Origin of the sequence: Microbispora sp. CA-102843 (assembly GCF_050936215.1) — a bacterium.
In the GTDB taxonomy this organism is placed as follows: Bacteria; Actinomycetota; Actinomycetes; order Streptosporangiales; family Streptosporangiaceae; genus Microbispora.
This window is the reverse complement of sequence record NZ_JBNJNF010000001.1, coordinates 4,170,392-4,196,304: the sequence shown is the minus strand read 5'-3', so window position 1 is coordinate 4,196,304 and position 25,913 is coordinate 4,170,392. Positions and strand designations below refer to the sequence as shown.

The window sequence follows — 25,913 nt, the reverse complement described above, 5'->3', positions numbered from 1 at the left end:
CTCCCGGCGGCGGCTCTCAGCGCGACTCGTGCAGCCGCGCCAGGTCGCTCTCCATCTTGGCGATGACCCGCTGGTACCCCTCCCAGCCGTACAGACGGAACAACTCGGACTTCATGCGGAGCGTCTCCTCCTGCACCGCCTCTGGACCCTGGCGGCGTATGGCGTCGAGCGCGAGACGCGCCTGCCGCTCTCGGTCGGGGGGTCCGGCGAGATCATCGCGTCTCATCTCAGGAGTAGGCATGGGGCTCTGCCCTCCGGGTCTGGACGAACGGTGCCTACACCTGACGCGCCTCGGCGGCGCTAGGTTGACGGCCGCGAGAAAAACTTCGGAACGAACGCGTACCCGTCAGTAAAGGTCACCTGTCCGCCCGCACCCCGTCAGGGCGCCTCGCCGCCGGGGACGTCGACCGCGATCTCGCCGCCCAGCCGGTGCCCTTCGCTGAGGACCAGGTTGTCACCGCTCCAGAACCTTCCGGGGTCGTACCAGTTCGGGCGGCGGCCGGCGGGCAGCAGGCCCATCGCCTCGTACGTCACGGCGACGACCTCCGCGCAGTAGGCCGTCTCCAGCGCACGGTCCAGCGCGCTGTCCCGAACGCCGTCCCGGGCGCCGTCCCGGGCGCCGTCCCGTGCTCCGCGCCGGAGCGAGGGCAGCCGCCCCCGCGCCCAGCGCCCGGCCAGGCGGGCCGTGGACGGGAACGGCGTTCCGTCCAGCCGCGCGATCGTCCGCAGGACGGCGTCCTCCATCTCCCTGGTGGCGGACGGCTCCAACTGCCGCAGCCAGGCGCGCTGGCCATACCTGGCCGCCCAGACGCAGACCGCCTCACGCATGTCGTGCAACTGGACGCCGCGCTGGTGCGTGCCCGACCACATGTCGGGCAGCGACCGGCCGAGTTCGGCGTGCCACATGAGCGGCGGCAGGTCCTCGATGACGACGGCCATGCCGACGTGGTTCACCGGGCTGTTGGTGGTGACTTGGATGGCGCGGTCCGGCACACTGCGTCCGCGGAACACCCAGAGGTCGCCTGTACGGGCTAGTTCGAGCGCTTTGTCGAGACTTATCCGCGTATGAGCCACGGCAGTAGCCTAGGCACATGCGCTGGTGGAAGATACTCGGTCTGGCGGCCTTCGCGGGTGTCGCGGCGACCGGTGTGGTGATCGCCCGGGCCGAGCGCCGGCGGCGAGCGTACACACCCGAGGAGATCCGGGAGCGCCTGCGGGCCCGGCACGCCGAGGCCCTCGCCACGGGCGAGGCTCCCCGCGGCACGGCCGCCCGATAGCTCCCCGCCACCCACGCGACAGGCCTGCGGCGAGAACCGCTCAGCCGCCGCGGTAGGCGTCGACGCCGAGCTTGACCGCGACCGCGAGGCCGCAGAGGGCCGCGGCGAGGCGCAGGGTCTCACCGGGCAGGCGGCGCGCGACCGCCGGGCCGAGCCAGCCGCCTACGAGGAACCCCACGGCCAGCGGGCCCACCGCCGCCCAATCGACCGGGCCGAAGACGGCGAACCCGACGGCCGCGACGGCGTTGGCGAGCGCCGCCACGACGTTCTTGACCGCGTTGACGCCCGCCGCCGGCCGGTCGAGCGCCGCCGCGAGCACGGCGAACATGATGATCCCGCCGGCGGCGCCGAAATAGCCCGTGTAGACGGCGACGCAGAAGACGCCCACGCGCAGCGCCAGGCCGCTCTCCCCGCCGAGGCCCACCTGCCCGGGGCGCGGCGGGCGCAGCAACAGCAGCAGCGAGGCGCCCGCGACCAGCCACGGGGCGACCATCTCGAACGTCCGCGACGGCGTGACCAGCAGCAGCCCCGCGCCGGTCGCGCCGCCCAGCGCGGCGGCGAATCCGAGGCGGCCGACGAGACGCCCCTGGCCCGCCAGTTCGGGCCGCGACCCCGCCGCCGCCCCCACACCGGTGAACAGCAGCGCGACGGTGTTGGTGACGTTCGCGGCCAGAGGCGGCAGGCCGAAGGCCAGCAGCGCGGGGTACGACACGATCGAGGCGAGGCTCACAACCGTGCTGACCACTCCGGCGACCAGGCCGACCCCTGCCAGCCCCAGCACGTCCACAAGCACAATGGCACCCAACCATACGGCATCCGGACGGCCGCGACCGGCCTGCTCCGCTCGCCCTTCTCGAGCCGGAGCGCCGCGTCGCCGAGGTGGCGGGGGCGCGTATCCGGACCGTCAGGACGCGGGAAAGCGCAGCACCCAGCGGCGCTGCCAGGGCGTCTCCACGGCCCGCGGATGGTATTCGGTTCTGGTCCAGGCGACGGCCCGGTCGGCGGGCAGGCCCGACAGGATGGCCAGGCACGCGATCACGGTGCCGGTGCGCCCGACTCCCCCGCCGCAGGCGACCTCGACCCGGCGGCCCGCGCGCGCGTGCGCGTGCAGCGCCCGGATGCGGCCGATCGCGTGCTCCCGGTCGCGGGGCAGGAGGAAATCCGGCCAGTCGATCCACTCGTGCGGCCATGTGAGGCCGTGGTCATGCTTGTGCCTGAGCCGCCGGCTACCCAGGTAGAGGCCGTGGTCGGGCAGGACGCCCGGCGGCGTGGGACGTCTCAGGCCGCGGCCCCGCACCGGAGCGCCGTCGGGAAGCCGGATGGCACCAGGAAGATCATCGATGGGCATCCCCCATCTTGTCCTCCACGGCGCCGCACTGGCAGCGGATTTTCGGACTCATCCGGACGCGAGGTCGAACTCGTCCCGCAGGATGGAAAAAGGATCTGGTCGTGGCGAGGCCGGCATGGGCAGGACGACGCCCGTTTCCTCGTGGAACTCCCGTACGGCGGCCTGCTGCCAGGACTCGCCGATGTCGATGAAGCCGCCGGGGAGGGCGAGCAGACCGCGGTGCGGCTCGACGTCCCGGCGGACCACGAGAAGGCCGTCGTCCACCGGAAGCACCATGACCGCGACCGGAAGGGGGTTGAGATAGCTGGTGTTGCCGCACTCCTGGCAGGTCCTCGGCCAGGGGAGGCCGGGCGCGTAGGCCGCTCCGCAGAAGATCGCCGGCCTGGGGCGTGACGAACCGTTTGACGTCGCTACACCCTGCCCACCGAAGCAGACAGAACCGTCGCCCTAGACGCCCTCACCGCCGGCCGCTAACAGAGGAAGACGCCCCAGGGGCGCCGACATGGCGTCCGCGTTGACGGCGTTTTCCGTCGACGTCAGCGGCGGCCGGGCGGCGATGGTCAACCGGATCACGACAGTGCACAGCGGCCGGCTGAAGGAGAAGGTGGGCGACCTGCCCGAGTCGCGTCTGGCCGACGTGCGAGGGATGCTCACAGCCTCTTCGGTTTCGCGAGCTGGCAACGGATCCCTGCGGCCCCCGGCTGGTTCCCTCCCTTCTAGCGGTCGTCGCAACCCCCAGCTTGGGAAGTGCGATGGAGTTCGAGATCCGCAAGATCCGGACGCCTCAGTGGGGAGGAAGCCGGCCCGGTGCCAGTCGTAGGCGTTCGTAGAGGGGGGGCTGCGTTGCGACTCCTACAGTGGGTTCCAACTGGGCACCAGCGCGATGGTGAGCTCGTAGTCAGCGCCGCCCACGCCCATCCGGAACCTCTGGTCGACGACGCTGGTCAAGGGGTCGAGCTTGACGTACTGGCTGAAGAGAAGGTCGTCGCCGAACATATCTTGATCCCAGATGTCGATGTGGGCCCAGCCCCCATTGGCTCGGAACGACGGCTTGCCCGGGACGTGGCACCCTGGGGGCGAGCAAACGAGGGTAGTGCCCGGTGGGCACGGATACCCCTCGGGGCTGAAGCAGTTGTTCGGCTTGGTCCCATATGCCACGGTGGCTCCGGGCCAGACCCGGACGGTCCGGGTCTGGGCCGGCAGAAAACTAGGGCCGCTCATCGTTATGTAGATCTCGTCCGTGCCCTCGCTTGTCTGCCAGGAGATGATCCTGTTGACGATGATCTGAACATAGGGGGCGGCCTCGGCAGAGGCGGCGGTGGCCGGGGTGGTGATCGACATCAGGAGGGCCGTCCCGATGACGACCCTGCCCACGCCGGGCAGGTCGATCCGGCTGGGCGGCGGCACGGCGGAGATCACCGCAGTCGACGGTGTCGGCTTCGGAGTGTCGGCGAGGACGGCGGGGGCCTCCGTGGCGGCGGCCGGGCTTGGCTTCGGGGCCGCGCTGGTGGCGGGTGCGGTCTGGGGCGGGTGGGGTTGCGTCAGGCGACGACGGCGGTCCCGGCGTACACGTCGGCGAGGTGGGCGTAGCGGTAGACGTACCGTTCGCGAGCGGCGTGCAAGGGGTTGTGCTTGCTGGGGTGGTCCTGCGGGTAGCCGGGGTTGAGCCACCAGCGGAGGGAGTCGGCCGACACGAGGGGGCCCTTGGGGTGGTTGCCGTGGGCGGCGTAAATGACGGGGAAGCTGTGGCCGACGGCGAGGACGCGGACTTCGGTGTCGGGGACGTCGTTGCGCCGGTCGGTGGCGAGGGTGCGTAGGCGGGACTGAACTGCTGGTGGTGCCGGATGGCAAGCGGGTCTCGGAAACAGCGCTGGCGCGGTTGTTCGTGCTCGGTTTCGGGGTCAGGCCGCGCGAACGCAGAAGGGGTGTCCCGCGGGGCTGGCGTACACCCGGGAGCCCGGCTGAGTGGAGGCGACGACATCGTCAGTCGGTCGCAGCCGTCGACCGCCGGCGTCGAGCACCCGCTTGTCCGCGGTCGCCGCGTCGTCCGTGCTGAGGTCGAAGTGCATCTGCTGGGAGCCGCCGTCGGGCCACTGCGGCGGCACATGCCCCGGAGCGCGCTGGATCACGATCACGGGAAAGCCGTCGATCTGCAGAAAGCGGTGCGTCGCCGTCCTCGTGATCGAGCCGCCGAGTAGCCGGTGCCAGAACGAGCTCTCGCTGTCCAGGTCCGCGGCGTCTACGATCAATGACGTCAGGCTGAAGGTCATGGTGTTTCTCCTCGAATCGCGTACGGGGGTGCGGCTCAGACCACGGGGATGATGCCGCCGTCGACCCGGAACTGAGCACCGGTGAGCCATTTAGCGCGGCCGGAAGCGAGGAACGCGATCATCTCTGCGACGTCCTCGGGTTCGCCGGGACGCCCCATCGGCACCTTCAGGTGGTCCACGATCTGCTGCTTGACCTCGTCGATGCCCACGTTCTGGCTGTCGGCCATCTGCTGAAGATGGTCGACCGCTCCCTCGGTGACGACGAAGCCCGGCAGAACGCACACCACGCGTACGCCGTGCTCGCCCACCGCCGTCGCCAACTCCCGGCTGTAGGCGTTGAGCGCCGCCTTCGATGCCGCGTACGACGCCTCGGCAGGCTGGGGAAGGTGGCTGGCGATGGAGGAGACGTGCACCACGACGCCGGAGCCACGCTCGACCATCCCGGGAACCAGGGCCCGGTCGAGCCGGACCGCGCTGAGCAGGTTCATCTCCAGGTCGGCGAGCCAGGACGCGTCCGACCGCTCCAGGGTCGGCATCGGTCCGGTTGCGGCTCCGGCGTTGTTGACCAGAACGTCGATGCCTCCCACGCTGTCCACCACGCGTCGGGCGAGTTCCGTCGCCCCCTCCTCCGACCGCAGGTCGGCGGGAATGAAGGTGGCGGGCAGGTCTTCCGGGGGAGCGGTTCGCGAGGCCGTCAGCACGGTGGCGCCGGCTGCGGCGAAGCGACGAGCCGTCGCCTCCCCGAGCCCTCGGCTACCGCCGGTCACCAGCACTCGCAGGCCGGCGAACTGTTCGTGCTCGATCGTCATGGGCGTACTCCTTCAGTAAGGTGAACCCGGCTCCGGAAACTGTACACACAAACGGAGTCGGACTCACCTTATGGAGGACCGTTGCCGTCATCTCGTCCACTGCGCGCCGATGCCCGCCGCAACCGCGAAGCGCTCCTGGCCGCGGCGCGTGAGGCGTTCCTCGCCGACGACGCCGCCCATGTGGAGGAGATCGCCCGCCGAGCCGATGTGGCCGTCGGCACGCTGTACCGCCACTTCGAAACGCGCGAGGCGCTCATCGCCGAGGTATACCGCCAGGAGGTCGCCGAGCTCTGCGCAACCCCCGCCCGGCTGCTCGCGCGACACGCCCCGGACGAAGCACTGCGCACCTTCCTGCTGCTGCTCGTGGAGCACGCGGCAGTAGGCAGAGGGATGGGTGAGGCGCTGGAGAGCATCATGGCAACCGATTCGCCGGTCTTCGACGACGCGCGCGACGAGATGGCCCGCGCCCTCGACGAACTTCTCGCCGCAGGTGTCGCAGCCGGCCTCGTCCGCAGTGGCATCAGCGGGCGCGTCGTGCTGCGCGCCCTCGGCGGCATCTGCGGGATGCGCGCCAAAGGCTGGAAGGACGATGCGCTGCGCATCGCCACGATCCTCTATGACGGGTTGCGCTACGGCGCAGCGAACCACGGCTAGATCGACCACAACGCAGTCGAGCGAAGTCATCAGATCGCGAGAGGGCCTGGCGGAGTTCATCCGCGAACTCATCGCCATCGGCACCAACGAGGGCCTGGCCGCCGCCCGCTGCCGGATCGGCGGGCGTCCCAGCGTCGCCACCGAGGAAGTCATCCGCGCCGCCCGCGACCTCCTGCCCGAACCCCGGCCGCTTGATCACCTCGATCGCCGAACTGCTGGCCGTCTCCCCAGGACATCCTCTACAACTACATCCCGGACCTGCGGGAACTACGCGCCGACGCCGTACCCCGACAGCTCGAAACCCCCGCCAAGTCGCCCAGGACCAGCAAGAGCAATCTCAGCGGCACTTCCTGTACCGCGACTCCTCACACCCGGTCAGTCAATCCACTCGTGCGGCCATGTGAGGCCGTGGTCATGTTTGTTGCCTGATCCGCCGGCTGCCCAGGTAGAGGCCGTGGCCGGGCAGGACGCCCGACGGGGAAGATCATCGATGGGCATTACTCATCTTGCTCCCCGCCGCACCGCACTGGCAGCGGATTTCTGGTCTCATCCGGACGCGAGGTCGAACTCGTCCCGCAGGATGGAGAAGAGGAGCTGGTCGTGCCAGCGCCCGCCTCGCCACTGAGCACGCCGGACCACGCCTTCGAGCCGGAACCCGATCTTCTCCAGGCACCGTATCTCGGCCTTGTTCTCCGGGTCCGTGGTCGCCTGGACGCGTTCCACCCGCGTGTGCGTGAACAGGTAGCGGACGAGTTCCCGCTGGGCCCTGGTCCCGATTCCCCTGCCCCGCCAGTCCGGCAGCAGGCCGACGGCGATCTCCCAGCACAGCGACGTGTCACGGCGGCCCCATCGCCGCTCCAGCCACTCGACCCGTCCGGCGAGCTCGTCGTCCACGCTGACGGCGAGCATGTTGTCGGCACCGGCCAGGAGCCCGCGGGTGCGCAGTGCCTCCCGCAGCGCGATGGTCGGGGTGAATCCGAACCACTGGTGTGAGGTCGCGCCGCTCTCGCTCTGGAAGGCCGAGTCGAAGGCGTCCAGGTCGGCTTCGGTGACGGGTCGAAGTGCCAGGTGATCGGGCATTCCTGTCGCTCTTCCTCACATGTCGGTCGAATGCGGGCGGCCGGGCGGCCTCGCCCGCCGGGCGGGCGGACGTTCACATTGTCCGCCCGGAGCGGTGGGCGCGGAGCCGATCATCGTATGCCCCATACCGGTCTTCGGATCGACGTCACCCGGCAGCACGACCGACCGGCACGTACCCACCCGCGACACCGGAGAGCGCTCTCCACCTCATGCTATAAATGGCTGCATGAGCACCGATCTCCCGCACACGTCGGGAGCCCCCACGCTGGAGGACGTGGCCCGCGTGGCGGGAGTGTCCCGGGCGACCGTCTCGCGCGTGATCAACGGTATCCGCAACGTCGCGCCGGACATCCAGGAGGCGGTGCACCGGGCCATCGCGACGACCGGCTATGTGCCGAACCGGGCCGCCCGGTCCCTCGTCACCCGCCGTACGGGAGCGGTCGCGCTGGTCGTGTCGGGCGCGGGCGACGCGAAGGGCGGCGAGCCGTTCGAGTCCCGCGTCTTCGCCGACCCGTTCTTCGGCCGGGTGGCGAGCGGCGTGGTGGGATACCTGCGGCCGCGGGGCATCCACCCGGTGCTGATGCTGGCGGACTCGGCGCAGACGCGCGACGACGTCGTGTCCTTCCTCCGGCAGGGCAGCGCCGACGGCGCCCTGGTCGTCTCGACGCACGGCGAGGACCCGCTGCCGAAGCTGCTGGTGGACGCCGGGCTGCCCGCCGTGCTGTGGGCGCGGCCCGCCCGGCCGATCCCGATCAGCTACGTCGACCTCGCCCACCGGGCCGGCGCGGCGCTGGCGGCCGACCACCTGGTGGCGCGCGGCTGCCGTCGGGTGGCCACGATCAGCGGCCCCTTCGACGTGCCCGCCGCCCAGGACCGGTTGTCGGGATTCCAGGAGGCCATGGCCGGGCACGGCCACCCGTACGTGCCGGCCGTGGAGGGCGACTTCATGCCGGCGAGCGGAGAGGCCGGCATGCACCGGCTCATGAAGGAGCACCCGGACATCGACGGCGTCTTCGTCGCCAACGACCTCATGGCGCAGGGCGCGCTGCTCGCGCTGCGCGACCTCGGGCGCCGGGTGCCCGAGGACGTCGCGGTGATCGGGTTTGACGACAGCGCCGCGTCCGCCTGCCGCCCGCCGCTGACGACCGTGCGCCAGCCGATGGAGGACATGGCCGCCGAGATGGCCCGCCTGCTGCTCGATCAGGTCGCGGACCCGGACTTCCAGGTCACCTCGGTCATCGTGCAGCCGACGCTGGTGGTCCGCGAGTCGGCCTGACGGACCACCGGCGCCCCGCTCACCTCTCTCAGGCCACCCGCAGCCGCTTGCTCGCTCCGATGATCTCGGCGTAGCGGTGCCCGCTCGACTTGACGGTCCGCGCCTGGGTCTCGTAGTCGACGTGCACCAGGCCGAACCGCTTGTCGTACCCGTAGGCCCACTCGAAGTTGTCCAGCAGCGACCACGCGAAGTAGCCCGCCACCGGCGCCCCCTGCTCGATCGCCCGACCGCAGGCCGCGATGTGACCCTCCAGGTAGGCCAGGCGCTCCGGGTCGTCGATCGTGCCGTCCTCACCGACCGTGTCGGGCCAGGCCGACCCGCTCTCGGTGACGTACAGACGGGGCGCGTCGTACTCCCGGGCGAGGCGCACCAGCAGGCGCTCCAGGCCGCCCGCGTCGACCTCCCAGCCCATGGCCGTGGTGGTCGCCCCCGGCACCTCGACCTGCCGCGCGTACGGCACGGGCCCCTCGGGGTCGGCCGCCACCAACTGCCGGAAGTAGTAGTTGACGCCCAGGTAGTCGAGCGGCGTCGCGATCGTCTCCAGGTCGCCCGGCCGGATAGGCAGGTCGACCCCGTACACCGCGAGCATGTCCTCGGGGTAGCCGCGGCCGGTGACCGGGTCGAGCCACCACCGGTTGACGTGCCCGTCGAGGCGCCGCGCGGCGGCGTGATCCTCCTCGCTGTCGGTCGCCGGGTCGCACGGGCTGAGGTTGTTGACGATCCCGATCGACGGCGTCAGCCGCGCCGCGGCCCGTACGGCCCGCGTGGCGAGGCCGTGCGCGAGGTGGAGGTGGTAGGAGGTGCGGACGGCGGCCTCCAGATCCTTCACCCCGGGCGCCATGGAGCCCTCCAGGTGCCCGTGCCAGGAGCAGCACAGCGGCTCGTTGAGCGTCGTCCAGTCGGCGACGCGGTCGCCGAGCCGTTCGGCCACGACGGCGGCGTAGTCGGCGAAGCGCTGGGCGGTGTCGCGCTCGGGCCACCCGCCGCGGTCCTGCAGCGCCTGCGGCAGGTCCCAGTGGTAGAGGGTCGCGAACGGCCGGATGCCGGCGTCGAGCAGGGCGTCAACGAGGCGGTCGTAGAAGGCCAGCCCGCGCGGGTTGACCGGTCCTGTGCCGTCGGGCACCACGCGCGGCCAGGCCACCGAGAAGCGGTAGGCGTCGACGCCGAGGCGTTCGAGCAGGCCGACGTCCTCGCGCCACCGGTGGTAGTGGTCGCAGGCCACTTCCCCGGTGTCGCCGCCGTCGATCGCCCCGGGCACCTCGCAGAAGGTGTCCCAGATCGAGGGCAGCCTGCCGTCCTCGAGGGCCGCGCCCTCGATCTGGTAGGCCGAGGTGGCGACGCCCCAGACGAAATTGCCGAAAGCGGTTACATCGGGGGCGTGGCCGCGCTGCGGCTCCATTCGCTGGTTCTCCTTGATTCGATGGTGATGGTGATCGTGATGGCGATGGTGACGGTGGGAGTTCACTTCACGGCGCCCGCGGTGAGGCCCTGCACGAGGTAGCGCTGCAGCAGCAGGAACCCGGCCACCACGGGGACGCTGACGACCAGGGAGGCCGCCATGATCTGGTTCCAGTAGACGTCGTTCTCTGTGGCGTACCCCTGGAGACCGACGGCGAGAGTGCGGCTCGACTCGTCGGTCATGACCGAGGCGAACAGCACCTCCCCCCACGCGGTCATGAACGCGTAGATCGCGACGGCCACGATACCGGGGGTGGCGGCGGGCAGGACGACCCGAAGCAGGGCCCCGATCGGGCCGCTGCCGTCCACCTGGGCGGCCTCGTCCAGAGCCGTGGGGATCGAGTCGAAGTACCCCGCCAGCATCCAGATCGAGAACGGCAGCGAGAAGGTCAGGTATGTGATGATCAGCCCGGTGCGGCTGGCGTACAGCTCGACCCCGAGCGCGGTCCCGAGGTTCACGTAGATCATGAACAGCGGGAGCAGGAAGAGGATGCCGGGGAACATCTGCGTGGACAGCACGGTGACCGAGAAGATCCGGCGGCCGGGGAAGCGGAAGCGGCTGATCGCGTACGCCGCGAAGATCGCGATGAGGACCGACACCAGCGCGGCCACCGACGCCACGATGAGGCTGTTGGCGAAGTAACGCGCCAGCGGGACCGTCCGCCACATGTCGGCGAACGGCCGCAGCGTGATCGTCGTGGGGATCCAGTGGAAGTCCCCCTGCACGTCCTGCAACGGCTTGATCGCCGAGGTCAGCATCACGTAGAGCGGGGTCAGGGTGAACAGGCCGAGCAGGCCGAGGCCGGCCCACCGCGCCCAGGGCAGCCAGCGGGGGTCACGCATCGCTCCTCCTCCGGGACGTCGCCACCAGATACACGGCGGTCACCAGCAGCAGGAACAGCAGGAGCAGCACCGACATGGCCGAGCCCGAGCCGAAGTTCCAGGTGACGAACGAGCTCTGATAGATGTGGATCGAGATCAGGTCCGCCTCGTGCGGGGCCGACTTGCCGAACAGCACGTACGGCGTGTTGAAGTCGTTGAACGTCCACAGGAACAGCACCAGCACCAGCACCTGATTGATCGGGCGCAGCATGGGCAGCGTGACCGCGCGCAGCCGCCGGCCCCAGCCCGCACCGTCGATCGCGGCCGCCTCGTACAGGTCGGCGGGGATGTTCTGCAGCCCGGCCATCAGCACGAGGAAGGCGAACGGCCACGACCGCCACACGCAGACCACGATGATCGACACGAAGCTGTTGGACCCGATCAGCCAGAACGGCCGCTCGCCGAACAGGTGCAACTGGTCGACGAGCACGTGGTTGACGAGCCCGGAGTCGCGCTGGAGCAGGAAGCTCCAGGTGATCACCCCGGCGTAGACCGGCAGGGCGTACGGCACGAGGAACAGCGCGCGCAGCACGGCCCGGCCCCGGAACGAGCCCTGCATGAGCACCGCGCCGCAGATGCCGAGCAGCCACGACAGCCCGACGGTGACCGCGGTGAACGCGACGGTGACGAGGAACGAGTGCAGCAGCGAGCGGCCGACCGCGCCGTCGAAGTCGACGGCGACGCTGTAGTTGTCCAGCCCCGCGAAGGGCGCGGCCGACCAGTTGCGCAGGAAGAACTGGGTGAGCTTCAGGAAGCTCATCCCGATGCCGATCAACATCGGCACCAGGTGGACGAGCAGTTCGAGCAGCACGGCCGGAAGGATCAGCAGGTACGGCAGGGCGACGCGGCGCAGCCGCGCCGGGACGCGCTCCGCGATCCCGCGCCGGCGGCCGCCCGGAGGCGGAGGGCCGCCTGGAGGCGCGGGTCTCCGTCCCGCGCCGGGCCGGGACGTGGTGGACACGACCGTCGCATCCGGTGAGGGGACTGCCGGATTCATCCGGCGGGGGACTCGCTTCCCTGATGCCGTATCGGTCAGGGCTTGGCCGTCGCCTACCCCGGCTGCCTCAGCCGGGGACAGCGAGAAGCCGTCCTCTTCAGGGGACGGAGGACTCACGGACTTCCTCTCGATGTCGAGGGTCTGCGTCGGGGGCGCCGGGCGGGTCCTCCGCCCGGCGCCGGGTTACCGGGCCGCTCAGCCGCCCATCTGCTGGTTGGCGTCGGTCAGCTTGGCCTTGACGGCCTCCTCGGTGACCGGCTTGCCGCTCGCGGCGTCCGCGAACAGCTGGTTCATCGCGTTGCCCACCAGCGTCTCGAACTGGCTCTCCTGCGCCACCTGCGGCAGCGGCGCGGCCGTGGTGGACAGGATCTGCTGGAACGTCTTGATCGTCTCGCTCTCGAACGCCGGGTCGTCGTAGGCGTCCGTGACGGTCGGCAGCGAGCCGTACGCCTTGTTGAGGTTCTGCTGGGTCTGCTTGGACGTCATGAACTGGGCGAACTTCAGCGCCCCGTCCTTGTTGGCGGCCGTCTTGAACACGGCGAGGTTGATGCCGGCGACCATTGCGTTGACCTGCTTGCCGCCCTGCGACGGGTCGGGCAGCGGGATCGGAGCCAGGCCGTAGTCGTCCTCGGTCCAGCCGGCCTGCTTGAGCTGCGTGGCGATCGACTGCCACATGAGCATGCCGGCCTTGCCGGAGACGAAGTCCTGCACCGCCTCGGTGCCGTTGGCGTACTCGGCGTTGCTCGGGTTGACGATCTTGTGGGCCGCCATCAGGTCGAGGTACTGCTTGATGGCCGCGACCTCCTGGTCGGAGTCGAAGCGCGGCTTACCGGACGCGTCGAACAGGTCGGCGCCGTGCTGCTGGCCGAAGATGAAGGCGTGGTGGGCGTTCTCGCTGACGCTCGCACCCTCCACGGCGAGCCCCCACTTGCCGTCCTTGGTCAGCTTCTTGCCGTCCGCGATCAGCTCGTCCCAGGTCGCCGGCGGCTTGTCGATGCCGGCCTCCTTGAACATCTTCTTGTTGTAGAAGAGGCCGTACGTCATGCCGTAGATCGGCACGGCGGTGGGCGGCTGGCCGGGGGCGCCGGTCGCGGCGAGGCTGGGGCCGAGGAAGCGCTCCTTGCCGCCGAGCGTCTTGAGCAGCGCGTCGTCCCACGGTACGAACGCTCCGGTCGCCTGCAGCGAGGCCGACCAGGTGTTGCCGATGTTGACGACGTCCGGGCCCTTGCCCGACGTGGTCGCGGCGAGGATCCGGTTGAGCAGGTCGGCCCAGGGGACGACCTCGACGTTCACCTTGATCCCGGTCTCCTTGGTGAACCTGTCCAGCTCGGGCTTGAGCACCTCCTTGTCGTTCTCCAGGCTGGTGCCCTGGTTGGACGCCCAGTAGGTGATCGTCTGGGCCGCGCTCCCACCGCCCGATCCGGCACTGGACGACGAGTCGTCGGCGCCGCAGGCCGTCGCGGCGAGCACGAGGGCTCCGGCGACGGCGAAGAGATATGGCTTGCTTCTGCGCACGGGTGTTGTCCTCACTCTTGCGGGTGGACCGCCCGCCCGTGAGGGCGGCGGCCTGGGGGGTGAACGGTCCTCATGCCTGTGACGGCGCAGTCCTGTGACAGCGCAGTCCTGCGGCAGCGCGGCGCGGACGGCCCCCGCCTGCGCGGGGATCGCCCCACGTGACGGGTGCCGACCACGCGAGCACGGGCTCTCCTCACTGCCATCGGTGGGAGAGCGCTCTCCAACGAGAGAGTGTCGCGGAAGGGAAAAAGTGTCAAGGGGCGGCCCGCCCCCGGTGCCGGCGCCTCCGACCGCCCGGACTCGGCTTCCCCCTGACGAGCTGCGTATTTCCGTCGTATCGAAGCCCGGCCTTGACAGGGCGGGCACCGGGGTCCAGGCTCTGGGAAAGCGCTCTCCCATCCACTTTCCACATCTTCGTCGAAGAGAGGCCGCCGTTTCCCGACCACACGCCGGGCACCTCCCCGGCCTCCCCGCCGGCCGGTTCCGCTCCGCCTTCGCTCCGGCCGTTCAGGCCGGGGGAAGCGAGCTGCCGCAGGGCGCCGGACAGCAGGAGACCGCGCGGCAGGTCCGGCAGGCGGCGCAGGAGACGGCCCACGAGGCCAGGACGGCCGCCGGCGAGGTGGCGGTCACCGCCAAGGACCAGGCGCGTACGGTGGCCCACGAGGCCAGGGAGCAGACGCGGCACGTTCTCCACCAGCTGCGCAGGCACACCGACGAACAGGCGCGGCACCAGAGCAGGCGCGCGGCCGACACGATCCGGCAGTGGACCGGCGAGCTGGAGGCCGTCGGCGACAACGCCAAACCCGACTCCCCCATGCGGGACGTGGTCCAGCAGGTCGCGGAGCAGGGCCACCGCGCCGCCGACTACCTGGAGACCCAGGGCCTGCACGGCGCGGTGCGCGACGTGCAGGACTTCGCGCGCCGCCGCCCCGGGCTGTTCCTGGCCGACGCCGCGGTAGTGGGCTTCCTCGTGGGACGGGCCGTCAAGGCCGTCGCCTCGGCCGAGGACCCCCACACGAACGGCGCGGCGAACGATGCGGCGAGGCGGTTCGACTCCGGCGCCGCATACGGTTCCGGGTCGCCCTCGCCCGCCCCGTACGGCAGCCGCCCGCCGACGACGTACGGCACAGGCGCCGGCGGTCCGGGGACCGGCGTGACCGCCTCACCGTCGTACGGCACCGGCACCGGCACCGGCGACGGATATCGAGCCGGTGACGAAACGCGCAACGGCACCGGGACCGGTTACCCGGCCGGCGCGCGCCACCCCTCGGACGAGATCCGGGACGGCCACGCGGACGGATACCGGGGCACGCCGGGCAACGCGTCGCCGGGCAACGGGGGTGGGCCGCGATGAGCTACCCCAGCCCGCCCGCCGAGCCCTCACTGGGCAAGCTGGTCGGGGAGATCGGCGAGGACCTGTCCACGCTGTTCCGCCAGGAGGTGGCGCTCGCCAAGGCCGAGATCCGGCAGGAGGCGGCCAAGGCAGGCAAGGCCGCCGGAATGCTCGGCGGGGCCGGTTTCGCCGGATACATGGTGGCGCTCCTCGTCACGCTGGCCGTCGTGTTCGGGCTCGGCAACGTCATGGACCTGGCCTGGGCCGCGCTCATCGTCGCGGCCGTGTGGGCGGTGATCGGCGGGGTGCTGTTCGCGGGGCAAGGAGCGCATGCGCGAGGTGAACCCCACGCCCGAGCAGACCATCGAGACGCTGAAGGAGGACGTGCGATGGGCGCGAGCCCAGAGGAGATAAGGGCCGAGATCGAGGTCACGCGGGCGGAACTCGCCGCCGACGTGGACCGGCTCACCGACCGGACGAGCCCGGCGCGCATCGTGCGGCGCCGTACGGACAGGGTGCGCCATGCGGCGCAGTCGGTGAGGGAGAAGGTGATGGGAATGCCGGCACACGCCACCCACACGGTTCGCGACCAGACCGGTGAGGCCGCAGGGACGATGCGGGACGCCGCGGCACACGCCGGTGAGACGGTCCGCGACGCGGCGGCGCAGGCGGGCGACACGGTCCGCGGCACCGCCGCCGAGGCGGGCGAGATGGTACGACACGGCGCCCAGCAGGCCGCCGAGACCGTGCGCGACGCGCCGCGGCAGGCGATGCGCGGCACGCAGGGCAACCCGCTCGCCGCGGGGTTGATCGCCTTCGGCGCGGGGCTGCTGGCCGCGAGCCTGCTGCCGAAGACCTCCGCCGAGGAACGCGCGGCCGTGCAGGTCAAGGACCGGGCCGGCGAGATGGTCGAGCCGGTGAAGCATGCCGTCCAGGAGACCGCGCAGCGCGTGGGCGAGGACGCCAGGGAGGCGGGCCAGCAGGTGCGCGAAACGGCCGCGGATGCCACCAGAACCACGGGTGAGGAGGCTCGCGACCAGGCACGGCAGGTCACCGAGCAGACCCGCGACCAGGCGCGGCAGATGACCGGGCAGGCCCGGTCATAGCACCCTCCATGCGAACGTTCCGAGGGCCGGGCCCGGCAGAGGGGCCCGGCCCTCGGCGTACGCCGGCCCACGGCCGGGTGCGGGCGCGAGGCCGGGTTACGATCAAGGTGGAGGACTGGATCGAGGGGAGCGGTGATGGCGCGGGGGACCGGGACGTGAGGGCCGCCCGGCTGCACAAGGTCGGCGACATCCGCTTGTCCGACGAGCCGCCGCCCGTTCCCGGGCCCGGCGAGAGCCTGGTGCGCGTCACCGCCGTCGGCCTGTGCGGCTCCGACCTCCACTGGTACTCAGAAGGCGGCATCGGCGACGCGGTGCTTGACGATCCTCTCGTCGTGGGACACGAGATCGCCGGAGTGATCGAGGGCGGCCCACGGCACGGCACGCGGGTCGCGGTCGACCCCGCCATCCCCTGCGGCCGATGCGGGGTGTGCGCGACGGGGTACGGCAACCTGTGCCCGGACGTCCGCTTCGCCGGGCACGGCATGCTCGACGGCGGCCTGCGCGAGTGCCTCGCCTGGCCCGACCACCTGCTGCACCCGCTGCCCGACGCGCTCTCCGACAGCGACGGGGCCATGCTCGAACCGCTCGGTGTGGCGATCCACGCCGTGGACCTGGGGCATCTGGGGCTCGGAGCGCCCGTCGCCGTCGTCGGCTGCGGGCCGATCGGGCTGCTGGTGGTCCAGCTCGCCCGGCTCGCCGGCGCATCGGCGGTGGTCGCCGTCGATCCCCTGCCGCACCGCCGCGCCGCCGCCCTGCGGCTCGGCGCCGACCACGCCCTGTCCCCCGAGGAGGCGGGACCGGCCGCGTGGACCGGGATCGACGGGCTTGACGGCCTCGGCGTACGGGTCGCCTTCGAAGTGGCGGGTGACGACGACGCGGTGCGCCTCGCCATGACCGCGGCCCGGCCCGGCGGCCGGGTCGTGCTGGCCGGCATCCCCGACGAGGACCGCACGTCGTTCCCCGCGTCGCTGGCCCGGCGCAAGGGCCTCACGCTCGCGCTGGTCCGGCGGATGAACCTCACCTATCCCCGCGCGATCCGCCTCGTCGAGAACGGGTCGGTGGACGTGTCGTCACTGGTCACCGAGCGCTTCCCGCTCGCGGCCACGGCGGACGCCTTCGCCGCCGCCGTCTCCCGGCGCGGGCTCAAGGTCGTGGTGGAACCCTGTCGCTGAAACCCTGTCGCTGAAACCCCGCCGCTGGCCACCCCGCCGCTGGCACCCCGCAACTGAAACCCTGCGGCTGAGGTGCCGGGGTCCGCATCCCGCAAACCGGGCAGACACGGTCGAATTGACATCCGATCCGACAGAGCAACAACGACACGCGTCAAGTTCCTCGCGAAATCCCGGTGCGGCGGACGCGGAACCGGGTATCTTCTGAGCATCGCGCAAGCGAACACAGGCTAATCCGGGGCACTCGCCCCCGAGGGCGCGGTCTTTCTGGGCCGCGCCCTCTTTATTTCCCCCGATGCCCTGCACACCCCCCGAGGTTGCGTCAGCATGCATGCGATCCCCGCCGGTCGTGACCCCCGGTCCTCCTACTCCCGGCATGTCACCACCCGGCTGCTCGACTTCACCAGCGCCGCCACCCCCTGGGCTCGCCGGCTGTGGACGGTCAGTTCCTTCCTCGCCCTGGAGGAGTTGTACGAGGCCGGGGTGTGGGTCGATCGGCGGGTGCTGTCGCAGGCGGCGGTGGACTGGCAGCGCCATGCGCTGGAGCGCCTGCTCGGCGACGATCCCGCCCTGGGCAGCTCGGTCTACCGCCGCGAGCTGCGCGAGGTTCTGCGGACCACCCTCACCCTGGCCAGCGACGGCCGCCGCAAGCTGCGCCACCTCATCGACATCGGGCGGCCCGGCTACCTCGGCCGCTGGTCGTCCTGCGCGGCGGCGCAGGAGCCGCCCCGCGCGGAACGCGTGGCCCGGGCCGTCGCCGCGCACCTGCTCGACAGCGGGCACAGCCTGGCCGGTGTGCAGCGCTGGCTCCGTGACGGCCACCTGAATCTGTCGGCGACGGACCTGATCACCGAGGCGTCCGCCCTGCTGGCCCGGCCGCCGCGCCAGTGGCGCGTCGTCGTCCCCTTCCGCGCTCTCAGCGGTCACGAGGAGCTGGCCGGCTGGCTGCCCAACTGGCTGACGGCCGAGCAGACGCGGCCCCTGATGGCGGGCGCGAGCGCCGAGCGGCACCGGGAGGTGGTCGGCGGGCTGAGCTACTCGGTCGAGGCCAGGGACGCCGAGCGCGCGGTGGAAATCGTCTCCGACCTGGTCGAGCGGCTCCAGGCGCGGGCGCGCTTCACGGCCGCGGGGTCGGTCGTCCCGCTGGGCGAGGCGTACATCGCGACCGAGGACCGGTCGTTCCCCCTCCTGCTCCCCCCGCGCGGCGCGCAGGTGCTCTCGCTGGCCGCCGAGCGGCAGTTGTACGTGGTCGGCCAGGACGTGCAGCGGTTCGGTGAGCAGGCCAGAAGCACGGTGGACGAGGCCCTGGAGATCGCCTCCGCGCTCAACCAGGGGCCGCTGGCGCCCGCCATCGCGGGAGGCTGGGCGGCTCTCGAGTCCCTGCTGACCGAGGCCAGAGACCCCGACGAGCGGGAGAAGGTGGTGGCCGCCGCCCGCGCCGCCGCGCTCGTCGCCTGTTCCTGGCCGCGTGCCGAGCTCACCGCGCTCTCCTACCGCGTACGTGAAGTGCCCGGCGACGCCCTTCCGGACAAACTGGCGGCCTGCACCTCGAATCGGGAACGTTCCACGCTCATCGCCGCGGAGCTGGAGAGCCGAGACGGGCTGCCGCTCGTGCGGTCCTGGCGGACCGGCAGTGACGTGGCGTCGGTCTTCCGGATGAAGGCGCTGCTCGCCGACCGCCGGCACGTGCTGGAGCGGGTGCGCGACTACCTGGAGGTGTCGCTGCGGCGGCTGTACCGATGCCGCAACATCGTGCTCCACGGCGGTTCCACCGGCGGCGTCGCCCTTCCCGCCGCCCTCCGGGTCACGGCGCCGCTGGTCGGCGCCGCCCTCGACCGGATCGCGCACTCCCATCTGGTGGCCGGGGTGCCCCCGCTCGCGCTCGCGTCGAGGGCGGAGACCGCGCTGCACATGGTGGACGACGACCTCGGGCCCGGCCTGTGCGATCTCATCGACTGAGGAACTCGTCGTACCCGAGCTTGGCGACCAGTGCGGCCACCACGCACAGCAGGACGACGCGGACGAACCCCGCGCCCCGGTTGAGCGCCATCCGCGCGCCGATCTGCGCTCCGGCGATGTTGCAGACGGCCATGGCCAGGCCGAGTGCCCACACCACGTGGCCCTGCGCGGCGAAGACGACGAGCGCGCCGAGGTTGGTGCCGGTGTTGACGACCTTCGCCGTGGCGGAGGCGTGGACGAAGTCCATCCCGAGGATCGAGGTGAACGCGATGAGCAGGAACGTCCCGGTGCCCGGCCCGACGATGCCGTCGTAGTAGGCGATGCCGACGCCCGCCACCGCGACTCCCGCCACCACCCGCGCAGGCGTACGCAGGTGCGGGTGGGGCAGGCGGCCGAACCCCGGCCGCAGGGTCACGAACGCCCCCACGCCCAGCAGCACGACCATCACCAGCGGCTTCAGCACGCCCGCGTCGAGCAGGGCCGCAGAGGCGGCGCCGAGGCCGGCGAAGGCGACCGCCAGCGCCGCGGCCGGTACGGCCACCGCCCGGTCGAGCTTCGTCTTCCTCGCGTAGGTGACGGCGGCCGAGCCCGTCCCGAAGATCGCGGCGGACTTGTTCGTCGCCAACGCCTGGACCGGCGTGAGACCGGCCAGGAGCAGCACCGGAAGCTGCAGCAGCCCTCCCCCGCCGACGACGGCGTCCACCCATCCGGCGGCCACGGCGGCGAGGAGCAGGAGCACCACCTGTCCGGCACCCATGTGGCTCCGTTCCCCCTTTGCACCCGTTTGACCCTGGCTCGACGAGCGAGCCTAGCGGGCGGCGGGCATCCAGGGCACTGCCTCCCACATTGGGCGGAGCATGCCGGTGAGCGCCGCGGGCTGTTCCACAAGGGGGACGGCGAGCAGATCGGCCATCGCGGCGGCCGTGTCGTGAACGACGATCTCCATGCCGCCGGCGCCAGGAGCTCGCGCCACGTGAGGCTCAAGGGGCTTTTCCCCCGCGCGGGGGATGCGGGTCCCGCCCGGTGGGGAGGCCCCGCGAGGACGCGGCAGCGAGCCTTAAGTCATGGATACGGCACACCTCGCCCGGAAGTCCCCGCCCCCGCGCACCGGCGCGCTCGCCACCGCCGCCTCAGCAGTGGCCGGTCTCGCGCTGACCGGCGTCGGGGCGAGCGGGATCGCCTTCGACATCGTGGGCGGGATCATGGCGGCGATCGCGGCGGTCACCGGGGAGAGCGGCGTCGTCGACCTGGGCTTCGACTGGCCGATGGCCGTCGCCCGCGTCGCCGCGCTCGCCGCCGGCACGACGCTCCTCGTGACCGCCGTACGGCGTCACCGCCGCGCGCGCGGCGCCTGCGCACGCTGCGGCCGTTCCGAAGGACCCGACGAAGCTCGGCCAGAAGGCCGCGACGACGCGGGCCACACGTCTCCCGCCGGCGGGGGCCGGGGGACGTGGCAGGCCCGGGGATCGCGGCAGAGGCTGAGCGTCCGCGCCGGATACCTCACTGTGCTGCTCGCGGCGGGGTACGGCGCGCTGAAGGTGCAGTGGGGCCTCGGGGGCACCGTCGGCCTCGCCGATCCCCGGGCGTTCGGGGATGTGCACCTGTGGACCCCGGGGCTGGGTGACACCGGGGTGCTGGCGCTGATCGGCATGGCGCTCGGGCTCGGTTTCGCCCGCACCTGGCGGCCGCCGCTGCGCATGCCGCGGTGGATGCCGCTGGCCGCCGCCTTCGTGGGGAGCGTGATGCTGATCCCGGTCGGCGTCCTCGGCACGGGACTGCGCGTCGCGGTCGCCCTCGGCCTCGCGAAGGCGCCCCTCGAGGGGCTGTCTCCCTGGGTGTTCGACGTCATCTATCCCTGGTTCCTCGCCTGGGGGCTGGCGATGGGGACGGCGGCCGTCGGCTACCACTACCGCACGCGTGGCGTCTGCCGCGCCTGCGGCCGGGGGCGTCCCGCCTTCGTACGGCACGCCGGCGCCGAGGGGTCGCCCGCACGGGAGGGGGCAGAGACGACGACACTGTGACCAGACGGGCGACGACCATATGAACGACGACGGGGAGCCGATGTGACGTCCTGGAGCGACCACGCGATCTGGTGGCATGTCTACCCGCTGGGCTTCACCGGCGCCCCGCTGACGGCGGCACCCGAGGGAGCTCCGGTCCGGCACCGGCTGCGGCATCTGGAGAGCTGGCTCGACTACGCCGTGGACCTCGGCTGCTCGGGTCTCCAACTCGGCCCGATCTTCGCGTCCGAGACGCACGGGTACGACACGGTGGACCACTTCCGCGTCGATCCCCGGCTCGGGGACGACGACGACTTCGACCATCTGGTGACGGAGGCGCGGCGGCGCGGCCTACGGGTGCTGCTCGACGGGGTGTTCAACCACGTGGGCAGGGGGTTTCCGGTCTTCGCCCGGGCCCTCGCCGAAGGGCCGGACTCCCCCGCCGCCCGCTGGTTCCGCCCCGGTGACGGCGCGGGCGGCTTCGCCGTGTTCGAGGGCCACGACCAGCTGGTCGCGCTGAACCACGCGGAGCCCGCCGTCCTCGACCACGTCGTACGGGTGATGAGCCACTGGCTCGGCCGCGGCGCGTCCGGCTGGCGGCTCGACGCGGCGTACGCGGTGCCGCTCGCCTTCTGGCGGGAGGCCGTCACCCGGGTGCGGCGGGAGCATCCCGACGCCTGGTTCGCCGGCGAGGTGATCCACGGCGACTACGCGGCGTACGTGACCGAGGGCGGGCTCGACTCGGTGACGCAGTACGAGCTGTGGAAGGCCGTCTGGAGCTCGCTCAACGACGGCAACTTCTTCGAACTCGCCTGGACGCTCGACCGGCACGACCGGCTCCTGGAGGTGTTCGCGCCGATGACGTTCATCGGCAACCACGACGTGACGCGCCTGGCCAGCAGGCTCGCCGATCCACGGCACCTGGGGCACGCGCTGGCCGTCCTGATGACCGTGGGCGGGGTGCCGAGCCTCTACTACGGCGACGAGCAGGCGTTCCTCGGGGTCAAGGAGGAACGCGCCGGGGGCGACGACGCGATCCGGCCCGCCTTTCCCGACGGCCCGGGCGACCTGGCGCCGTCCGGCATGCCCGTCTACCGGCTCCACCAGCGGCTGATCGGGCTGCGCCGCCGGCACCCCTGGCTGGCCCGGGCTCGTACGAAGGCCGAGCACGTCACCAACCGGGCGATCGCGCTGCGCAGCGAGGGGGCGCGGGGGGAAGTCGTCACGCTGCTCAACATCGGCGACGACGCCTACCGCTTCCCCCTGGACGTCTCCCGGCTGATCGACGCGGAGAGCTGTGCCGGGGCGGGCGGCCCGGACGAAGATCCCGCCCTCGTGCCGGCGCACGGGTGGCGGGTGCTCGTCCACAGGCCATGACCGGACGGCGCGGCATTCGCCGGGAGTGCGGGACCATCGGACCGTGAACCGCGTCCTCGCCCCGCTCGTCGACAGGGTCACCTACCTCAGGTGGGCCTGCCTGATCGTCGGCGGGGCGCTGCTCATGCCCTACATGATGGCCGGAGAGGTCGCGACGGCGCTGTGGCGTCCGACGCCGGACGTCGGCGATCCGCTGCTGTCGGTGCAGCCGTTGATCTTCATCGGGATGCTCCCGGTGGTGGCCGTGTCGGGGCTGTTCCTGCCGGTCCGGGCCTTCGAGGTCGCCGCCGCCCGCACGTTGCTGGGCGCGGCCGTCGAGACCCCGCCGTCCTCCGTACGGCGGACCTGGTCAGAACGCCGCCGGACCGCGGCGTGGTTCACCCTGCACCTGGGGATCGGCGGCCTGGTGAGCGGGGTGACCCTGGCCATGGTGCCGTTCGCGGTCTGGCTGGCGGTCCTCCCGCTGGCTGGGGATCACTTCGGGCTGGTGGACCCCGGGATCCGCGGCGGCTGGGCGACTGCGTGGGGTCCGCCCGCGGGGCTGGCCGTCCTCGTCTGCCTGCTCTTCCTCGCGGTCGGCGCCGGGGCCCTGCTGGCCCGCCTGGCCCCCGCTTTCCTGGGGCCGTCCGCGGCCGACCGGCTCGCGCTGGCGCGGCAGGCCGCACGCCGGCTGGCGGTGCGCAACCGGCTCGCCAGGGAGTTGCACGACTCGGTGGGCCACGCCCTCAGCGTGGTGACCGTGCAGGCCGCCGCCGCGGGCCGGGTGCTCGACCGGGATCCCGCCGCCGCCCGGGCCGCGCTGGAGGCGATCGAGACCTCCGCCCGGAGCGCGCTGGACGAGCTCGACCATGTCATCGGCGTGCTGCGGGAGGGCGCGGGGCGGGCCTCTCCTGAGCCGTCCCTCGGCGACCTTCCCGCCTTGCTCGACGCCGCCGCCACCGGAGACAGGCCGGTCTCCCGGCGGCTGGGCGACCTGTCCGCCGTACCTCCCGTGATCTCCCGGGAGGCCTACCGCGTCGTGCAGGAGGCGGTGACCAACGCGATCCGGTACGGCACGGGCCTGATCGAGGTGGACGCCGGCGTGCGCGATCGCGTGCTGGAGGTGTGCGTGCGCAACGAGGTCCGTGCCGATCAGCGGCGAGGCCCGGCCCGGCCACGCCGGCGCGGCAGGAGCGGCGGCATGACCGGCAGGGCGGGACACGGGCTGGACGGCATCCGGGAGCGGGTGACGCTGCTCGGCGGCCGGATGAAGGCCGGGGGCGACGGCGAGACGTGGCGGGTCGAGGTCCGCGTCCCGCTTCCGGGCGCGGATGCCGCCCGGCTCCCGGACACCCGCGCCGAGAGCGGAGACGAAGGCATGGGCGAGGACTCCGGTGAGGGGCGGACGGGGACATGAGCACGAGCATCGGGGTGCTGCTGGCCGACGACGAGGACCTCATCCGCACCGGTCTGCGGATCATCATCGAGTCCGAGCCCGGCCTGAGCGTCGTGGGCGAGGCGGCCGACGGCGCGGCGGCGGTGTCGCTGGCCCGCTCGCTCCGGCCCGACGTCGTCCTGATGGACGTACGCATGCCGGCGGTGGACGGCATCCAGGCGACGCGGGCCCTCGCGGCCGCCGAGGGCCCGCCCAAGGTGCTGGTGGTGACGACGTTCGAGAACGACGACTACGTCTACGAGGCGCTGCGGGCCGGCGCGAGCGGGTTCCTGCTCAAACGGGCGAGGGCGGACGAGCTCGTCCAGGCGATCCGGGTGGTGGCGGCGGGCGAGTCGCTGCTGTTCCCCGCCGCCATCCGGTCGCTGGTCGCGGCCCGCGGCGCCGCCCGCGCCGTCCCCGGCATCGGCCGGCTGACCGCGCGTGAGGGGGACGTGCTGCGGCTGATGGCACGCGGCCTGTCGAACGCGGAGATCGCCGCCGAGCTCGTCGTCGGCACGGAGACCGTCAAGACCCACGTGGGGAACGTCCTGGCCAAACTGGGCGCCCGCGACCGCACGCAGGCGGTGGTCGCCGCCTACGAGTCGGGCTTCGTCTCCCCCCGCTGAACCCGCCCGGGCCGGACCTCGGTCACCCGCCGGTCAGACGCCACAGCGACGTGATCTCCGCGGCTCGCGCGGCGTGGAGGGGATCGGCGCCGTCCGTCGCCCGTGGGTGCCGCGGCCTGGTGTCGATCTTGTCCACCACACGCAGGCCGGCCGCCTCGATCAGGGCCGGCAAGCGGTGGCGTGGCCTGAGTCCGAGATGCTCGGCCAGGTCCGACAGGATGAGCCATCCTTCGCCGCCCGGTCGCAGGTGGGCGGCGAGCCCGTCCAGGAAGCCGTGGAGCATGCGGCCGTCCGGATCGTAGACGCCCTGCTCCAGGGCCGAGGTCGGACGGGCGGGAATCCAGGGAGGGTTGCAGACGACGAGATCGGCGCGCCCCTGGGGGAAGAGGCAGGGACCGGTCACGTCGATGCGGGCGGTGAGGCCCAGCCGGCGGACGTTGTCACGGGCGCAGTCCAGCGCACGCGGGTTGACGTCGGTCGCGACGATGTGATCGAACCCCCGGTGAGCCAGAACGGCGGCCAGCACTCCGGTCCCCGTGCCGAGGTCGAACGCGGTGTGGCGGGCGCGAGCGAGCGGCGTCTGGGCGACCAGGTCGACGTACTCGCCTCTGGTCGGGGAGAAGACGCCGTAGTGGGGATGGATGCGAGCGCCGAGGAAAGGTATCTCCACCCCCTTGAGACGCCACTGGTGCGCCCCGATCACGCCCAGCAGCTCTGTGAGGGAGACCGCCATCGGCTCGCGGGGCGTGCCGTACGCCGCGATGCACGCGCGCCGTACGTCCGGAGCCCTGCGCAGGTCCAGGGCGTAGGTGTCGTCCAGCGACACGACGAGCCTGCCCAGGACGCGGGCCCGGTCGCCGCGGGCCCGGCGCTGAATGTGGAAGGCGTCACGGGCGTCGTCTCCCGAAGGGAGAGGTCTCCCGTCGATGCGGCGGCTCATCGCCCGCAGGAGCCGGCGTGCGTTGTGGTAGTCGCCTCTCCACAACAGCGCCGTGCCCTCGCAGGCGAGGCGGTAGGCGGTGCCGGCCCTCATGCGGTCGTCCGCGACGACGATCCGCCGGGGCGGCGGGGCGGCGCTCTCGGAGTGCCAGTGGGCGGATCGGGCGATGTGGGCTTCGGTCCAGTGGATCGTGGACACGACGTACTCCTCGTGATCGACGTGTGCGTGGGCACGAAGAGCACTTCGACGAGGAGCACGGCGGACTCGCCCGTGCTGCGCACGGGCGTGAGTGACAGAGCAGGAAGGGTTACCGCTCCCGCGTCGAAGCGCGAGAGGAGGCGTCGCCGAGAACCATTCCGAGCGTCACGATCAGCCCTTTCCGAAAGACGCACACGAGGTTCGCACACCCCTCCGGGACAGGCA

At 72.0% G+C, this 25,913-nt stretch carries 28 protein-coding genes; 11 read left to right on the top strand and 17 right to left on the bottom strand.

What is annotated here, in order from left to right; translation table 11 throughout:
* Nucleotides 1-16: 16 nt before the first annotated feature.
* Nucleotides 17-226 (bottom strand): hypothetical protein, encoded by a 210-nt coding sequence (locus ACQEVJ_RS19415; RefSeq protein WP_433102886.1) that lies wholly within the window; start codon nucleotides 224-226, stop codon nucleotides 17-19.
* A 152-nt stretch (nucleotides 227-378) separates the two neighbouring features.
* Entirely contained in the window at nucleotides 379-1,059 is a 681-nt protein-coding gene (locus ACQEVJ_RS19410) for a hypothetical protein (RefSeq protein ID WP_433112851.1), read from the bottom strand.
* A gap of 32 nt (nucleotides 1,060-1,091) precedes the next feature.
* Here ACQEVJ_RS19410 and ACQEVJ_RS19405 point away from each other — a divergent pair, with 32 nt between their 5' ends.
* Nucleotides 1,092-1,277, top strand: a complete 186-nt coding sequence (locus ACQEVJ_RS19405) for a hypothetical protein (protein ID WP_433102884.1) — start codon at nucleotides 1,092-1,094, stop codon at nucleotides 1,275-1,277.
* A gap of 40 nt (nucleotides 1,278-1,317) precedes the next feature.
* Here the strand turns inward: ACQEVJ_RS19405 and ACQEVJ_RS19400 are convergent, their stop codons facing one another.
* The 7 genes from ACQEVJ_RS19400 to ACQEVJ_RS19370 all read right to left on the bottom strand — a co-directional run bounded on the left by ACQEVJ_RS19400 (nucleotide 1,318) and on the right by ACQEVJ_RS19370 (nucleotide 5,704).
* Nucleotides 1,318-2,064: a sulfite exporter TauE/SafE family protein gene (locus ACQEVJ_RS19400; protein WP_433102882.1), complete on the bottom strand. Its 747-nt coding sequence runs from the start codon at nucleotides 2,062-2,064 to the stop codon at nucleotides 1,318-1,320.
* A gap of 117 nt (nucleotides 2,065-2,181) precedes the next feature.
* The gene (locus tag ACQEVJ_RS19395) at nucleotides 2,182-2,625 is read right to left on the bottom strand and encodes a protein-tyrosine phosphatase family protein (protein ID WP_433102880.1); all 444 of its coding nucleotides are present in this window, start codon (nucleotides 2,623-2,625) and stop codon (nucleotides 2,182-2,184) included.
* 48 nt (nucleotides 2,626-2,673) lie between these two features.
* On the bottom strand, nucleotides 2,674-3,000 hold the full coding sequence (locus ACQEVJ_RS19390) for an NUDIX domain-containing protein (RefSeq protein ID WP_433112848.1): 327 nt from the start codon (nucleotides 2,998-3,000) through the stop codon (nucleotides 2,674-2,676).
* A gap of 477 nt (nucleotides 3,001-3,477) precedes the next feature.
* Complete coding sequence (locus tag ACQEVJ_RS19385; RefSeq protein WP_433102878.1) at nucleotides 3,478-4,044, bottom strand: hypothetical protein; 567 nt, start codon at nucleotides 4,042-4,044, stop codon at nucleotides 3,478-3,480.
* Nucleotides 4,045-4,166: 122 nt separating this feature from the next.
* A complete protein-coding gene (locus tag ACQEVJ_RS19380) occupies nucleotides 4,167-4,319 on the bottom strand; it encodes a hypothetical protein (RefSeq protein WP_433102876.1) in 153 nt (50 codons plus the stop codon).
* Nucleotides 4,320-4,526: 207 nt separating this feature from the next.
* Nucleotides 4,527-4,895, bottom strand: coding sequence for a VOC family protein (locus tag ACQEVJ_RS19375; protein WP_433102874.1), 369 nt, complete (start codon nucleotides 4,893-4,895; stop codon nucleotides 4,527-4,529).
* A gap of 35 nt (nucleotides 4,896-4,930) precedes the next feature.
* Complete coding sequence (locus ACQEVJ_RS19370; protein WP_433102872.1) at nucleotides 4,931-5,704, bottom strand: SDR family oxidoreductase; 774 nt, start codon at nucleotides 5,702-5,704, stop codon at nucleotides 4,931-4,933.
* A gap of 81 nt (nucleotides 5,705-5,785) precedes the next feature.
* On the opposite strand from ACQEVJ_RS19370, the gene ACQEVJ_RS19365 reads away from it, so the two are divergent.
* Entirely contained in the window at nucleotides 5,786-6,358 is a 573-nt protein-coding gene (locus ACQEVJ_RS19365; protein WP_433102870.1) for a TetR/AcrR family transcriptional regulator, read from the top strand.
* 546 nt (nucleotides 6,359-6,904) lie between these two features.
* Here the strand turns inward: ACQEVJ_RS19365 and ACQEVJ_RS19360 are convergent.
* Entirely contained in the window at nucleotides 6,905-7,438 is a 534-nt protein-coding gene (locus ACQEVJ_RS19360) for a GNAT family N-acetyltransferase (RefSeq protein ID WP_433102868.1), read from the bottom strand.
* 226 nt (nucleotides 7,439-7,664) lie between these two features.
* Here ACQEVJ_RS19360 and ACQEVJ_RS19355 point away from each other — a divergent pair, with 226 nt between their 5' ends.
* Nucleotides 7,665-8,714 carry a LacI family DNA-binding transcriptional regulator gene (locus tag ACQEVJ_RS19355; RefSeq protein WP_433102866.1) on the top strand — a complete coding sequence of 350 codons (1,050 nt, stop codon included), beginning with the start codon at nucleotides 7,665-7,667 and terminating at the stop codon, nucleotides 8,712-8,714.
* 28 nt (nucleotides 8,715-8,742) lie between these two features.
* Here ACQEVJ_RS19355 and ACQEVJ_RS19350 read toward each other — a convergent pair whose 3' ends face one another.
* From ACQEVJ_RS19350 to ACQEVJ_RS19335, 4 genes are all read right to left on the bottom strand, one after another.
* The gene (locus ACQEVJ_RS19350) at nucleotides 8,743-10,113 is read right to left on the bottom strand and encodes a GH1 family beta-glucosidase (RefSeq protein ID WP_433102864.1); all 1,371 of its coding nucleotides are present in this window, start codon (nucleotides 10,111-10,113) and stop codon (nucleotides 8,743-8,745) included.
* 62 nt (nucleotides 10,114-10,175) lie between these two features.
* Complete coding sequence (locus ACQEVJ_RS19345) at nucleotides 10,176-11,015, bottom strand: carbohydrate ABC transporter permease (RefSeq protein ID WP_030509866.1); 840 nt, start codon at nucleotides 11,013-11,015, stop codon at nucleotides 10,176-10,178.
* Nucleotides 11,008-12,015 carry a carbohydrate ABC transporter permease gene (locus tag ACQEVJ_RS19340; RefSeq protein WP_433102862.1) on the bottom strand — a complete coding sequence of 336 codons (1,008 nt, stop codon included), beginning with the start codon at nucleotides 12,013-12,015 and terminating at the stop codon, nucleotides 11,008-11,010. The genes ACQEVJ_RS19345 and ACQEVJ_RS19340 overlap by 8 nt, the downstream gene beginning before the upstream one ends.
* A gap of 231 nt (nucleotides 12,016-12,246) precedes the next feature.
* Complete coding sequence (locus ACQEVJ_RS19335; RefSeq protein WP_433102860.1) at nucleotides 12,247-13,566, bottom strand: extracellular solute-binding protein; 1,320 nt, start codon at nucleotides 13,564-13,566, stop codon at nucleotides 12,247-12,249.
* A 274-nt stretch (nucleotides 13,567-13,840) separates the two neighbouring features.
* Here ACQEVJ_RS19335 and ACQEVJ_RS19330 point away from each other — a divergent pair, with 274 nt between their 5' ends.
* From ACQEVJ_RS19330 to ACQEVJ_RS19315, 4 genes are all read left to right on the top strand, one after another.
* Nucleotides 13,841-14,920, top strand: coding sequence for a hypothetical protein (locus tag ACQEVJ_RS19330; protein ID WP_433102858.1), 1,080 nt, complete (start codon nucleotides 13,841-13,843; stop codon nucleotides 14,918-14,920).
* Nucleotides 14,917-16,005, top strand: a complete 1,089-nt coding sequence (locus ACQEVJ_RS19325; protein WP_433102856.1) for a phage holin family protein — start codon at nucleotides 14,917-14,919, stop codon at nucleotides 16,003-16,005. The genes ACQEVJ_RS19330 and ACQEVJ_RS19325 overlap by 4 nt, the downstream gene beginning before the upstream one ends.
* An 8-nt stretch (nucleotides 16,006-16,013) precedes the next feature.
* Entirely contained in the window at nucleotides 16,014-17,177 is a 1,164-nt protein-coding gene (locus tag ACQEVJ_RS19320) for a zinc-binding dehydrogenase (protein WP_433102854.1), read from the top strand.
* 324 nt (nucleotides 17,178-17,501) lie between these two features.
* Nucleotides 17,502-19,133: a hypothetical protein gene (locus ACQEVJ_RS19315; protein ID WP_433102852.1), complete on the top strand. Its 1,632-nt coding sequence runs from the start codon at nucleotides 17,502-17,504 to the stop codon at nucleotides 19,131-19,133.
* Here ACQEVJ_RS19315 and ACQEVJ_RS19310 read toward each other — a convergent pair.
* Together ACQEVJ_RS19310 and ACQEVJ_RS19305 are read right to left on the bottom strand one after the other, a co-directional pair.
* Nucleotides 19,123-19,890: a sulfite exporter TauE/SafE family protein gene (locus ACQEVJ_RS19310; protein WP_433102850.1), complete on the bottom strand. Its 768-nt coding sequence runs from the start codon at nucleotides 19,888-19,890 to the stop codon at nucleotides 19,123-19,125. The genes ACQEVJ_RS19315 and ACQEVJ_RS19310 overlap by 11 nt on opposite strands.
* A gap of 51 nt (nucleotides 19,891-19,941) precedes the next feature.
* Entirely contained in the window at nucleotides 19,942-20,106 is a 165-nt protein-coding gene (locus tag ACQEVJ_RS19305; protein ID WP_433102848.1) for a hypothetical protein, read from the bottom strand.
* 91 nt (nucleotides 20,107-20,197) lie between these two features.
* On the opposite strand from ACQEVJ_RS19305, the gene ACQEVJ_RS19300 reads away from it, so the two are divergent.
* From ACQEVJ_RS19300 to ACQEVJ_RS19285, 4 genes are read left to right on the top strand one after another with little or no spacing between them, the layout of a single operon-like run.
* Nucleotides 20,198-21,154 carry a hypothetical protein gene (locus ACQEVJ_RS19300; protein ID WP_433102846.1) on the top strand — a complete coding sequence of 319 codons (957 nt, stop codon included), beginning with the start codon at nucleotides 20,198-20,200 and terminating at the stop codon, nucleotides 21,152-21,154.
* A gap of 42 nt (nucleotides 21,155-21,196) precedes the next feature.
* The gene (locus tag ACQEVJ_RS19295) at nucleotides 21,197-22,510 is read left to right on the top strand and encodes an alpha-amylase family protein (protein ID WP_433102844.1); all 1,314 of its coding nucleotides are present in this window, start codon (nucleotides 21,197-21,199) and stop codon (nucleotides 22,508-22,510) included.
* Nucleotides 22,511-22,553: 43 nt separating this feature from the next.
* Nucleotides 22,554-23,906: a sensor histidine kinase gene (locus ACQEVJ_RS19290; protein WP_433102842.1), complete on the top strand. Its 1,353-nt coding sequence runs from the start codon at nucleotides 22,554-22,556 to the stop codon at nucleotides 23,904-23,906.
* The gene (locus tag ACQEVJ_RS19285; RefSeq protein WP_433102840.1) at nucleotides 23,903-24,550 is read left to right on the top strand and encodes a response regulator; all 648 of its coding nucleotides are present in this window, start codon (nucleotides 23,903-23,905) and stop codon (nucleotides 24,548-24,550) included. Before ACQEVJ_RS19290 ends, ACQEVJ_RS19285 begins: the two co-directional genes overlap by 4 nt.
* A gap of 22 nt (nucleotides 24,551-24,572) precedes the next feature.
* Here the strand turns inward: ACQEVJ_RS19285 and ACQEVJ_RS19280 are convergent, their stop codons facing one another.
* Nucleotides 24,573-25,688: a methyltransferase gene (locus ACQEVJ_RS19280; protein WP_433102838.1), complete on the bottom strand. Its 1,116-nt coding sequence runs from the start codon at nucleotides 25,686-25,688 to the stop codon at nucleotides 24,573-24,575.
* Nucleotides 25,689-25,913 lie beyond the last annotated feature (225 nt).

What these genes read in the sequence shown, in the direction of transcription:
- ACQEVJ_RS19415 (WP_433102886.1), bottom strand. Translation starts at nt 226, where the DNA reads ATGAGACGCGATGATCTCGCCGGACCCCCCGACCGAGAGCGGCAGGCG.
- ACQEVJ_RS19405 (WP_433102884.1), top strand. Translation starts at nt 1,092, where the DNA reads ATGCGCTGGTGGAAGATACTCGGTCTGGCGGCCTTCGCGGGTGTCGCG.
- ACQEVJ_RS19395 (WP_433102880.1), bottom strand. Translation starts at nt 2,625, where the DNA reads ATGCCCATCGATGATCTTCCTGGTGCCATCCGGCTTCCCGACGGCGCT.
- ACQEVJ_RS19375 (WP_433102874.1), bottom strand. Translation starts at nt 4,895, where the DNA reads ATGACCTTCAGCCTGACGTCATTGATCGTAGACGCCGCGGACCTGGAC.
- ACQEVJ_RS19370 (WP_433102872.1), bottom strand. Translation starts at nt 5,704, where the DNA reads ATGACGATCGAGCACGAACAGTTCGCCGGCCTGCGAGTGCTGGTGACC.
- ACQEVJ_RS19360 (WP_433102868.1), bottom strand. Translation starts at nt 7,438, where the DNA reads ATGCCCGATCACCTGGCACTTCGACCCGTCACCGAAGCCGACCTGGAC.
- ACQEVJ_RS19355 (WP_433102866.1), top strand. Translation starts at nt 7,665, where the DNA reads ATGAGCACCGATCTCCCGCACACGTCGGGAGCCCCCACGCTGGAGGAC.
- ACQEVJ_RS19350 (WP_433102864.1), bottom strand. Translation starts at nt 10,113, where the DNA reads ATGGAGCCGCAGCGCGGCCACGCCCCCGATGTAACCGCTTTCGGCAAT.
- ACQEVJ_RS19345 (WP_030509866.1), bottom strand. Translation starts at nt 11,015, where the DNA reads ATGCGTGACCCCCGCTGGCTGCCCTGGGCGCGGTGGGCCGGCCTCGGC.
- ACQEVJ_RS19325 (WP_433102856.1), top strand. Translation starts at nt 14,917, where the DNA reads ATGAGCTACCCCAGCCCGCCCGCCGAGCCCTCACTGGGCAAGCTGGTC.
- ACQEVJ_RS19320 (WP_433102854.1), top strand. Translation starts at nt 16,014, where the DNA reads ATGCGAACGTTCCGAGGGCCGGGCCCGGCAGAGGGGCCCGGCCCTCGG.
- ACQEVJ_RS19315 (WP_433102852.1), top strand. Translation starts at nt 17,502, where the DNA reads ATGCATGCGATCCCCGCCGGTCGTGACCCCCGGTCCTCCTACTCCCGG.
- ACQEVJ_RS19310 (WP_433102850.1), bottom strand. Translation starts at nt 19,890, where the DNA reads ATGGGTGCCGGACAGGTGGTGCTCCTGCTCCTCGCCGCCGTGGCCGCC.
- ACQEVJ_RS19300 (WP_433102846.1), top strand. Translation starts at nt 20,198, where the DNA reads ATGGATACGGCACACCTCGCCCGGAAGTCCCCGCCCCCGCGCACCGGC.
- ACQEVJ_RS19285 (WP_433102840.1), top strand. Translation starts at nt 23,903, where the DNA reads ATGAGCACGAGCATCGGGGTGCTGCTGGCCGACGACGAGGACCTCATC.